At 60.3% G+C, this 10,050-nt stretch carries 8 protein-coding genes; 2 read left to right on the forward strand and 6 right to left on the reverse strand.

Annotation, left to right across the window (positions count from 1 at the left end; genetic code table 11):
• Positions 1-23: 23 nt before the first annotated feature.
• Entirely contained in the window at positions 24-2,903 is a 2,880-nt protein-coding gene (locus SFU85_06440; protein ID MDX6766412.1) for a hypothetical protein, read from the reverse strand.
• A gap of 194 nt (positions 2,904-3,097) precedes the next feature.
• On the opposite strand from SFU85_06440, the gene SFU85_06445 reads away from it, so the two are divergent.
• Together SFU85_06445 and SFU85_06450 are read left to right on the forward strand one after the other, a co-directional pair.
• Positions 3,098-4,276: a DegT/DnrJ/EryC1/StrS family aminotransferase gene (locus SFU85_06445; GenBank protein MDX6766413.1), complete on the forward strand. Its 1,179-nt coding sequence runs from the start codon at positions 3,098-3,100 to the stop codon at positions 4,274-4,276.
• 18 nt (positions 4,277-4,294) lie between these two features.
• Positions 4,295-5,362, forward strand: coding sequence for a glycosyltransferase family 4 protein (locus SFU85_06450; protein MDX6766414.1), 1,068 nt, complete (start codon positions 4,295-4,297; stop codon positions 5,360-5,362).
• Between the two features lie 6 nt (positions 5,363-5,368).
• Here SFU85_06450 and frr read toward each other — a convergent pair whose 3' ends face one another.
• From frr to SFU85_06475, 5 genes are read right to left on the reverse strand one after another with little or no spacing between them, the layout of a single operon-like run.
• Positions 5,369-5,932, reverse strand: a complete 564-nt coding sequence (gene frr / locus SFU85_06455; protein ID MDX6766415.1) for a ribosome recycling factor — start codon at positions 5,930-5,932, stop codon at positions 5,369-5,371.
• A 48-nt stretch (positions 5,933-5,980) separates the two neighbouring features.
• Positions 5,981-6,706 (reverse strand): UMP kinase, encoded by a 726-nt coding sequence (pyrH, locus tag SFU85_06460; GenBank protein ID MDX6766416.1) that lies wholly within the window; start codon positions 6,704-6,706, stop codon positions 5,981-5,983.
• Between the two features lie 35 nt (positions 6,707-6,741).
• Positions 6,742-7,536 (reverse strand): GNAT family N-acetyltransferase, encoded by a 795-nt coding sequence (locus SFU85_06465; GenBank protein ID MDX6766417.1) that lies wholly within the window; start codon positions 7,534-7,536, stop codon positions 6,742-6,744.
• On the reverse strand, positions 7,533-8,750 hold the full coding sequence (locus tag SFU85_06470; protein MDX6766418.1) for a glycosyltransferase: 1,218 nt from the start codon (positions 8,748-8,750) through the stop codon (positions 7,533-7,535). The genes SFU85_06465 and SFU85_06470 overlap by 4 nt, the downstream gene beginning before the upstream one ends.
• Positions 8,750-9,721 carry a GDP-mannose 4,6-dehydratase gene (locus tag SFU85_06475; GenBank protein ID MDX6766419.1) on the reverse strand — a complete coding sequence of 324 codons (972 nt, stop codon included), beginning with the start codon at positions 9,719-9,721 and terminating at the stop codon, positions 8,750-8,752. Before SFU85_06475 ends, SFU85_06470 begins: the two co-directional genes overlap by 1 nt.
• Positions 9,722-10,050: the final 329 nt, after the last annotated feature.

The raw sequence follows: 10,050 nt of genomic DNA on the forward strand, positions 1-10,050 counted from the left end.
AGTTGCTTAGTTTCCGGCAAGCCTCAGTTGCTCACACTGCCGCCCACCAGATAGTCCTGCAGGACAGCTGAGTTGGGCATGAAGTAATTTCCGCGGAAGCGCAGACCGCCCACGGTCAGGGTGATCGTCTGGTATTTGACCTTCCGTCCATCATCAACGAACCCGCCGGTGGACAATCCGGTTTTGGAATTGAAATTGAGTGTCACGGTCTTGGGGGAAGGCAGCACGGTGGTGGATTTGAGGTTGAGGATGGAAAATCCCTGGCTGAAGGCAGCGCTGAGGCCTCCGTTGGGGGCCGTCCATACACCATCATCAAAGTTGAGGGTCACATTGGTGGCCGGCGCAAGGGGGATCAAGGGCGCAATGTTGTATTGTCCGCTGCCGACGACAGCGGTCAAATCGACCACATCAAACCCGAGCACATCGGGGGTTTTGGCCAGTCCGGCCGGCTTGGTCCAAGTGAGAGCCGCCACGACGGTGTTATCGGCCGGCGCATCATCAATGCTGAGCGTTCCAGTCAGGGATCCACCGTTTTTGTACAACGGAACCCAAAGAGGCAGGGTGGCCGGGGCCGCCACCAATTGTTTGCCATCACCCCAAAGTAAAGCGGAACCTGAGAAACGCGTTCCATCCGCCAGAACGCCGGCCAGACGGGCCTGCCCTTTGAGATCCACACCCATGGTGAAGTAGCTGAATCCCTGGGAAACCACCGGACGCGTTCCTGAGAAATTTGTGGCGGCCAGATCACCAGCGTCCGTTTGCAGAGCCACATTGTAAATACCGGCGTAGGTTGAGGCGGTGGTGGTCTTGGTCCAGCGGTTGCTCCAGGCACTGACCACGGCCGTGTTCGCCCCATCACTGAGGAGGCTGGTGCCATCGGAAAAGTTGAAATCCGTTTTGGGTGTGCCAACAGCGGGAAGTGAAATGGAATTGAGCGTCAGGACCAACGAACCCAGTCCCGCGCGGGGAATGGTGATGGTGGCGCTGCTGCCGGAGAATTGGCCGGTGAAACGATAGACCGAGGGTTTGGCCGATCCATTTCCCAAAGTGAGGGAACCTGAAACCGCCCCGAAGCGGTCCACTGTATAGGTGATCCGCCCCCCTTGGTCGTTGTTGAGGGTGGGCTCGGGGTCCACGATGCCCTCGGCATTGAACCCGGTCGAGGGAATGATGCCCAGGAAAGGATTGGAGAGGATGACGTAAGCGGTGTTGCTGGTGATCGACGAGGATGATGTTCTGACAATCACCCGGTAGGCGCCGCCGTCATTGATCCCGAGCGGGCCCAGATCCAGCGTGCTGGAGATGGCACCGGGGATGTTCTTCCCATTTCTCTGCCACTGGAATTGAAGGGTTTCCACAGTGGGGAGGCCCAGTAGGTTGTCGGTGGCGACGACGGAAAGGGTGATGCTGTCGCCCAGGTTGGCCCCAACCGACACGGGTTGGGTGGTGATGACCGGCAACCGTCCGCCTTGAATCCGCACCACCCCCCGGGTGTTGCTGTTCTTGTAGCTGACAAAGTTGCCAAATGCGACGTAACTGCCGTCAGGGCATTCGGCCAGACCGCGTAACTTGCCCGAAGTCAGGGGAGCCGTCAGGGTGCTGAATGTTTGGTCAAGGCTGCCATCCGATTCCAGACGTGCGATGCCATGGACGGTGATTCCATTGTAAGTCGTGAAGGTTCCGGCGATGAGGTAACGGTCGTCGGACAAGCGGATGATGGAGGTGATTTCCCCATTGGCTCCATCGGAGTTCCCGCTATTGGCTGCGGGGAAGCCGCCCACCAATCCCCCCGTATTGTCCACGCGGGCGATGCGACCTTGGGTATTGCCGTCGTAGTCGGTAAAGGCCCCCACCAAGATGATATCCGAGTCATCATCTGCCATGGCCATAGAACGCACGGCATTGTTTGGGCCCGTGCCTTGGGCTTGGAAATTGGTGTCAATCGAGCCCCCGTAATAAGTAGTCGTCAGATCGGGTGTATTAATCGGGTCCGGCTGAAAAGAAAACGTTTCAGGAAAAACCCGCACGATGCGCGGTGCAGCAGAGCTGAACGAAAACGGAGTGACCGTATCCGGATCCGTACTCGTATCAGTGTCATTTCCCGATAAATTGCATGTGGTGAATTCACCGCATAGATAGAGTCCATCCACTGTTGACATAGCAAAGTCAATGGGACCGTTGACTTGGGCGCTCCAATCGCTGGCATCTCCACCGGAAGTGCCCGAAAACCCGTAGCCAACAGCGGTCTCGTTGATTTTGGTAAAGTCGCCATAGGAGAAAACGGTGTCTTCATCGATGGAAAGCAACCCTCGCACAGTGTTGTTGATTCCCGTTCCTGTAGGCGTGAAGTCGCTATCCAGTCCGCCATCACTGTCCAATTGCAACAGGCGGATGCGTGAGCTGACGTTGCCAGTCCCCACTTGTCCGAAATTTTGGAAATCCCCCCCGACCAGAACCTTGAACTGGCCCACAGCTGGAGTATCACGATTCAGGACGACGGAACGCACCACCCCGCTGAAACCCCAGGTGATTGCCTGGCCGATTGTCGTCCACCCCCCGTTGGCTTCGATGCTGGACTTTGCCTCAGGGACCAAAAACGTTTTATCGACCTTGCCATCCGAATTCAAGCGAACCAGGTTTTTAAGAACCAATACAACGGAAGCCGACGAATTCCCGCCGATCGTCGTGGTGACCGGCACTCTGACCACAAAATCTCCGCCCACAATCATCTTCCCGTCATTCTGGACCACCACCGTGCGGACATCGGGCTCTGTTCCACTCGTTGAACCTTTGAGGCTATCGCTTGAAAAACCAGCAACCACATCGCCTGGAAGGGCCATGACATGGTATTGGGGGACAGTCAGCAGCAAACCGACCAACCATAGCGCGGGGGAGTACTTCATAGGTGTTTCCTTGGGAAATGTGTTTCTAACCTACTGAGAATGGCGACTTTTACAAGAAAAACTAGTAAATTCTACCCTGTGGTTCCGGGCTTCGGGTTCTGCTTTTTCCGCATAGCCGCCTTTCTGCGCTGGCAAGACCGCCCGTTTCTGGGTTACGTTGACCCGTTCTTTGGTACTTCACACTTTATGCAGCCATGATCTCGCACATTCCCCAATTTGACGCCACCCGCGACGACAAACCCTTCAAGGACACCCTAAAGGCCAAGGCGGCCGAGGTCATTGAAAGCGGGGTCTTCATCCTCGGGCCGGAAGTGGCCGCCTTTGAAAAAGAGGTCGCGACATACTTGGGTGTCAAACACGCTTGGGCGGTTTCTTCCGGGACGGACGCCCTGGTCCTCGCACTCATGGCCCTGGACATCGGCCCGGGCGACGAAGTCATCTGCCCGACTTACACCTTCTTTGCCACGGCAGGCAGTGTGGCCCGGCTCGGTGCGACCCCGGTCTTTGTCGACAGCAGCCCCTGCTGTTTCAATATCGCCATGGAAGGCATCCGCCGGGCCATCAGTCCGCGCACCAAGGCCATCATGCCGGTCCATCTTTTCGGTCAATGTGCGGACATGGGGCTCATCCTGTCCCTGGCTGCGGAGAAAGGGATTGCCGTGGTCGAGGATGCCGCCCAGGCCATTGGCGCCACCTATCAAGGAAAGAAAGCCGGCTCCTTGGGTGACATCGGATGCTTTTCTTTCTACCCGACGAAGACACTGGGTGGATTTGGCGAGGGCGGGCTTGTCACCACCCAACGCGACGACCTGGCCGAGCGCATGCGCGTCCTGCGCAACCACGGCATGGCCCAGACCTACGAGCACCTCGAAGTCGGAGGCAATTTCCGCATGCATGCCCTGCAAGGCGCCCTTCTCCGCCTGCGTTTGCCCCGCCTGCCCGGCCTCATCGCCGCGCGACGCCGTCATGCCCAGCATTACCTCGAGGGTTTCACCAGCAAGGGTCTCGGCGCCTATCCTGTCGATGCCTGCGCGTGCGCGTCACCGATGGGTTCCGAAGCCTCCTCCCAGTGCCCTCTGCTGCTCCCCTTCACCTGCAACGACCCGCACACCTTCAATCAATTCTGCCTGCGCGTCACCGGGGGCAAACGTGATGCCCTCAAGGCCCATTTGGCCGGAAAAGGCATCGGCACCGGGATCTATTACCCCAAGCCCCTGCACCGACAACCCTGCTTTGAAAAACTGGGGCCGGCCGGATTCTTCCCCAACGCCGAGACCTTTTCCCGCGAAGCCTTGGCCCTGCCGATGTTCGCCGAGTTGCGCGACGAAGAGGTGCAGGCGGTCCTGGAAGCCATTTACTCCTTCTACCATTGATTTTTCCAGGCTTCGTTTATGCGCATCGCTTTCGTCCGTCGGAACTGGTCGCCCACGGGCGGGGCGGAGAACTACCTGAAGCGGTTGGCCGGCTCCCTCAGCCAGGCCGGGCACGAGTGTCATCTGCTCTGCGAATCCTGGGACGACGAGGCCCGGGACATGTTCCGCTTGGTCGAACGGTTTCCGGTCGATTCGAGCACGGCCATGAAGCCGAGGCGCTTTGCCGATGCGGTCAATGTCCGGCTGGGCAGTGTGGGCGAAATCGGTTTCCATGTCGTTTTCAGCCTGGAACGGGGCGTGCGTGCCCACATCTACCGGGCCGGTGACGGGGTCCACCGCGAGTGGTTGCGACGCCGCCAGGCCGCGCGTCCGTTGACCGGTTTTTTCCGCAACCGCTTCAATCCCAAGAACCGCGTGGTTTGTGCGCTGGAACGGGTCACCTTCCACCCGAAGAACACCCGCCGGGTCATCGCCAACTCCGAAATGGTCCGCTCCGACATCCTCCGGCATTTTGACTACCCGGCCGAGCGGATCCGCTTGGTCCGCAATGGGGTCGATCATGCCCGTTTCGGCGGTGGCGACCGGGCAGCAGGGCGCCGCGCCATGGAATGGGACGACGAGGAATACGTCGTCCTGCTGGTCGGGGCCGGAGCGGAGCGCAAGGGCCATGTCCAGGCCCAGGAGGCGGCCCGCCGGGCCGGGGCCGATGTGCGCATGGTCATCATTGACTCCCCCCCGCCCTGCCCACTACCCGATCTTTACGCAGCCGCGGATGTCTTTCTCCTGCCCACTTGGTATGACCCGTTTGCCAACGTGACCCTGGAAGCACTCGCCGCCGGTCTGCCCGTCATCACCACCACTGCCAATGGCGGTTCGGAGATCATCCAGAATGGCCGGGAAGGGTTTGTCGTCGGCCAGGCGGGCGACGTCCGCGAAACGGCCCATTTGATCCGGTTGTTGCGTGATGAGTCCCTGCGACTGCAAATGGGCCGGGCGGCGCGCAAGACCGCTGCCACCCACACCCAGGAACGCAACGTCCGTGAAACACTGGACGTGATCCACGAAGTGGCTTCGGCCAAGGGTTAGGAACCCTCAGATCTTCAGCAACTCGGCTTCTTTGGACTCCAGCATCTTGTCAATTTTGCCGGTGTAGTCATCGGTCAGCTTCTGGATGTCTTTTTCCGCCACCTTGACGTCGTCTTCGGTCAGGTCGCCGTCCTTTTGCATCTTCTTGACCGCTTCCATGGCTTCACGGCGGTTGTGGCGGATGGCGATGCGTCCGTCCTCGGAAATCTTCTTCACCACCTTGATCAGGTCACGGCGCCGCTCCTCGGAAAGTTCGGGGATAGGGATGCGGATGATCTTGCCATCGACCTGCGGGGTGACACCGAGGTTGGAAACCTCCAGGGCTTTGCGGATGGGGTCGACGTTCGAACCATCCCAGGGCTGGATGACGATCAGTCGCGGTTCCGGGCAGGTGATGCCGGCCAATTCTCGCATCTGCATGGTGGTGCCGTAACAATCCACGCGGATGGAATCGACCAATTGGGGGGCGGCCTTGCCCGTGCGCACGGCAGAAAAATCGTCCTGGACCTTTTTGACGGTCTTCTCCATGTGTTCTTCGCAATCCATCAGAACTTCATCAGCGGCGGCCATACGTGTCTTCTTTAGGGGTGGGGGGTTCGGCGGAGGGGGGAGTGAAGTTTATTCGGTGACCAGCGTGCCAACGGCTTCTCCGGCGGCCACGCGGCGCAGGTTGCCTTTTTTGAACATGTCGAAGACCACGATGGGCACGTGGTTGTCCATGCAGAGGCTGAAGGCGGTCGAATCCATGACCTTGAGACGACGGGAGAGGGCCTCGGTGTAACTGATCTTGGCGAAGCGCTTGGCCTTGGGGTTTTTCTTCGGGTCGCTGTCGTAGACGCCGTCGACCTTGGTGGCCTTGAGCACGACCTCGGCCCCGATCTCGCTCGCGCGCAAAGCGGCGGTGGTGTCGGTGGAGAAGTAGGGGTTGCCGGTGCCGGCGACGAAGATGACCACGCGGCCTTTTTCCAAGTGGCGGATGGCACGGCGGCGGATGAAGGGCTCGGCCACATTTTTCATCTCGATGGCGGTCTGGACGCGGGTGTAGACGCCATTGCGTTCCAACGCGTCCTGCAGGGCCAGGCCATTGATGACCGTGGCCAGCATGCCCATGTAATCGGCGGTGGTGCGGTCCATGCCGGCGTGGCTGGCGGTCAGGCCGCGCCAGATGTTGCCGCCCCCGATGACCACGGCCACCTGCACGCCCATGGCGTGGATCTCCTTGATCTGGCGGGCGATGTTGTCCGAAACCTTGGCCGCGATATGGTCCTGCTCGTCGGCCAGGACCTCGCCGCTGAGTTTCAAGAGGATGCGTCGGTAACGGTTCTTGGACTTTGCGGCGGCCATCGTGCCAAGACTATCCCGATTCGGTCACGTTTCTGTCAAGCGGAGGTTTTGGAAGGATTCTCCGGGGTCCCGGGCAGGCCGGAAGCCAGCCGGGCCTGGTAGTTGTCTGCACGGCGATAGGCCATCACTCCGATCCCCAGATGGAAATTTTCATGTCCGCCGTCGTGCCAGAAATGTTCCCGGGCCGGCCAGCACCATTTCCACTCCCACTCCCATTGCATCCAGGACTGCCAACTCATCCCCCCAGCCTCCTGCTGTCCCAGATGGGTGCGCCAAACAGGGTCACGGAGCCAGTCCTTCAGTCGTGCCCGGAAGCCCCTGCTTTCAAGCCTGTTCCCTGATGATCCTGGCATCACCACTCGGTTGGCCCGGGGGTTGCGGCAAAAGAATAGCACCGGTTTTCCATCCACCGAACCCCTGCCCACCACGTGGAAACCGGCACGGACATAGAGCCGCTGCGCCGGGCGTTCCTCCTCGCGATCGCCGGAATACAGGCGGATTTTTCGCTGGCCCAAAACCTCGAGCATGCGGCAGGTCTGTGCCAGCAGGGCGGTGCCATGGCCTTGGTGGCGGTGCGCGGGACGGATGCCAAACCAACCGACCCAGATTTCCCGGCCCAAACTTCCGGGCGGGTAGTGGCCGGTGATCCCCACCACATCACCGTCCATTTTCGCCAGATAGTAGGCAAAATTCGGATGCCCTTTTCGAATCGAGTCGCGGTAGGCATTTTCGGGCCAGAATCCGTCGGCATGGATTTCATAGGGAAAGATTTCCCGCGCGGCTGCGATTGCCTGGCCAACATTTTCCGTGGTGACCTTTTCAAGCTTCATGGCGCAAGGGCGGGCGATGCCGGAGAGAGAGAGCCCGGGGAGACCACGGCCCGGTACACGTGGCGGTGGCGTTCGGCCACCCGGGACCAGGCATTGGCGTCGACATAGGCAAAAGCCGCTGCAACCAAGGCGTGCCGGATTACCGGGTGCGCTTCCAGGTGTTTGATTTCTCCGGCCAATTCTGTGGGTGATTCGGGAGACACCAAACGCAGGGCGCGGGATTCGCCTTCAATCTCCTCGAAAGTAGGGATGCGGCTCGCGATCACCGGAACCCCGGACGCCAGGGCGGAACCGATGGCGGCCGATCCAGAATAGGGGACGTTGCGATAGGGGGCCAGACAGTAAGAGGCCGCTTCTTGGTAACGGAGGAAATCGGCGGGAGGGGCATAGCCCGTGATCCTGACCCTTGGCTTCAACGCCGGATGCCGGCGCAGCAGGCTCAGCAACCGGTCGAATGTCGGATCATGGACAGCTTGCGGGTGCGTTCCCCCGACCAGTGCCAGATGGAAGTGGGGCGGCAGGTGCAAGAGGGATTCCAGGGCGGTTTCCGTTCCTTTGTAGGGGGATATAAAACCGAAGAGGGCCAGCAGCCGGGTGCCCGGCCCGTATCCCAGGGCGGCTAGTGCCTGTTCTCGGGATGACGGATCTTGGGGCCGCACGTCACGCGGAATACCCAGCGGCAGCCGGGTGACACGTCCCGGGGGCACTCCCTGGCGGATGAAGCGTTCGCGGGTGTGCGTGGTGTGCACGATGGAATGGCATCCGGGATCGTCGCGTAGTCGGCGGATCACCTGCTTTTGCCAGGCCCGTTCCACCGGATAGCCCGTGGGCACGACGCGCCGCAGCAACGGGACTGGACCGGGTGGTTGGGAATGGAAGGTGATGACCAACGGGCATCCCGCCAGGCGCAGACGCTTCACAAGCCTGCCCAGGTGGGTGATGCCGGTCTCTTCTTTCATCCCCTTGTACAAAAAAAAGGAATACTCATGTTGGATGTGGACCACGTCAAAATCCCGGCTTCGGCGGACGATGGCGTCCTCTTTACCGACTAGTTGATCCGGTGTGAGGTCGCCACAGTTCGCGGGACCGATGGGCTCGACCACCACCCGGTCGCCGGATTGTCCGAGGGCCGAAGTCAAACTCGTGGTGTAGGCGGCGATGCCGCACGGCACCTGCCAACTGCTCAGCATGTAGATGGAAAGAGGGGGGGCCATCAGCCGAGGACGGTGGTGCCGTCATGCCGGTCCAGGTGCAGTCGTTGGATCAAGTCGTCCAACATGACCGTGGGCGACCAACCCAATTTTTCACGGGCGAGCGTGGCGTCGCCAAAATTGATGTCGATGTCCGTGGGCCGGACCAGGGCTTGGTTGAAGACCACATGTTTCGCCCAATCGAGCTGGTGGCAGGCGAACACTTTTTCCACGAAGCACTGGAGCGAATGGTGCTGACCGGTGGCGATGATGAAATCCCTGGGCTCGTCTTGCTGGAGCATGAGCCACATGGCTTCCACATACTCCGGGGCCCATCCCCAGTCCCGTCGCATGCTGGTCCGCCCCAACTCCACGTGTTCCATCCGTCCCTCGCGGATGGCCGCGGCGGCCGACACGATCTTCCGGGTGACAAAATGGAGGGGCCGGAGGGGTGATTCGTGGTTGAAGAGGATGCCGGTGCAGCAGAAGAGCCCGTAGGCTTCCCGGTAATGCGCCACCGCGTGGTGTGCGGCCACCTTGGCGATGGCATAAGGACTGCGGGGGTGGAACGGCGTATCTTCACGGGCCGGCACCTCCGTGTTGCCAAAGACCTCACTCGATCCGGCATTGTAAAAGCGGCACGCTCCCCCCGCCCGCCTCAACGCTTCCAGAAGATGGAGGGTGGCGACGGCAATGCTCTGGTGGGCTTCCACCGGGTCGCTGAAAGAATGACCCACCGACGTTTGGCCTGAGAGATGATAGACTTCATCGGGCCGCACTTCCTTCAAGAAGCCGGCACAGCGGGACGTATCGTCCAGCGTCAGAGTGTGGAGGTGGAGCCTGGATAAAATCCCCAGCCTCCTGGCATTGGCAAAGGCCTGCGTGCGGTGGTTGCGCGAAATGCCGTGGACTTCATATCCCTTCTCCAAGAGCAGGCGGGCCAGATAAGAACCATCCTGGCCTGATATTCCGGCGATGAGGGCACGTTTCAGCATGGAATGTTTCATGTAAGGCACCGAAACTCGGGGCGACAATCCCAATGTTGTGCACTCTCTTTGGCTCACACTTTCGATCACTCATTGACATAAGACCAAACCAAATGCAGTAGAAGGAATTTGAATGCTAAGAGCCTATCCGGATAACCCGCGTGACCCGCGCTGTCGCGTGACCGCGTGGGAGCGGTACGCGACCTTACGCGGGGGGTCAATAAGCCGTCCGGCGAGGCGCGAGAAGGGAGCAGGTATGAAATATACCCGTGACCGACGAGCAACGAAGCGGGGCGGCTTTTTGGCCCCAGCCCGGAGGGTGATGGCGGCACCTGCCC

The organism is Candidatus Methylacidiphilales bacterium (assembly GCA_033875315.1).
GTDB lineage: Bacteria > Verrucomicrobiota > Verrucomicrobiia > Methylacidiphilales > CAZTYG01 > JANRJG01.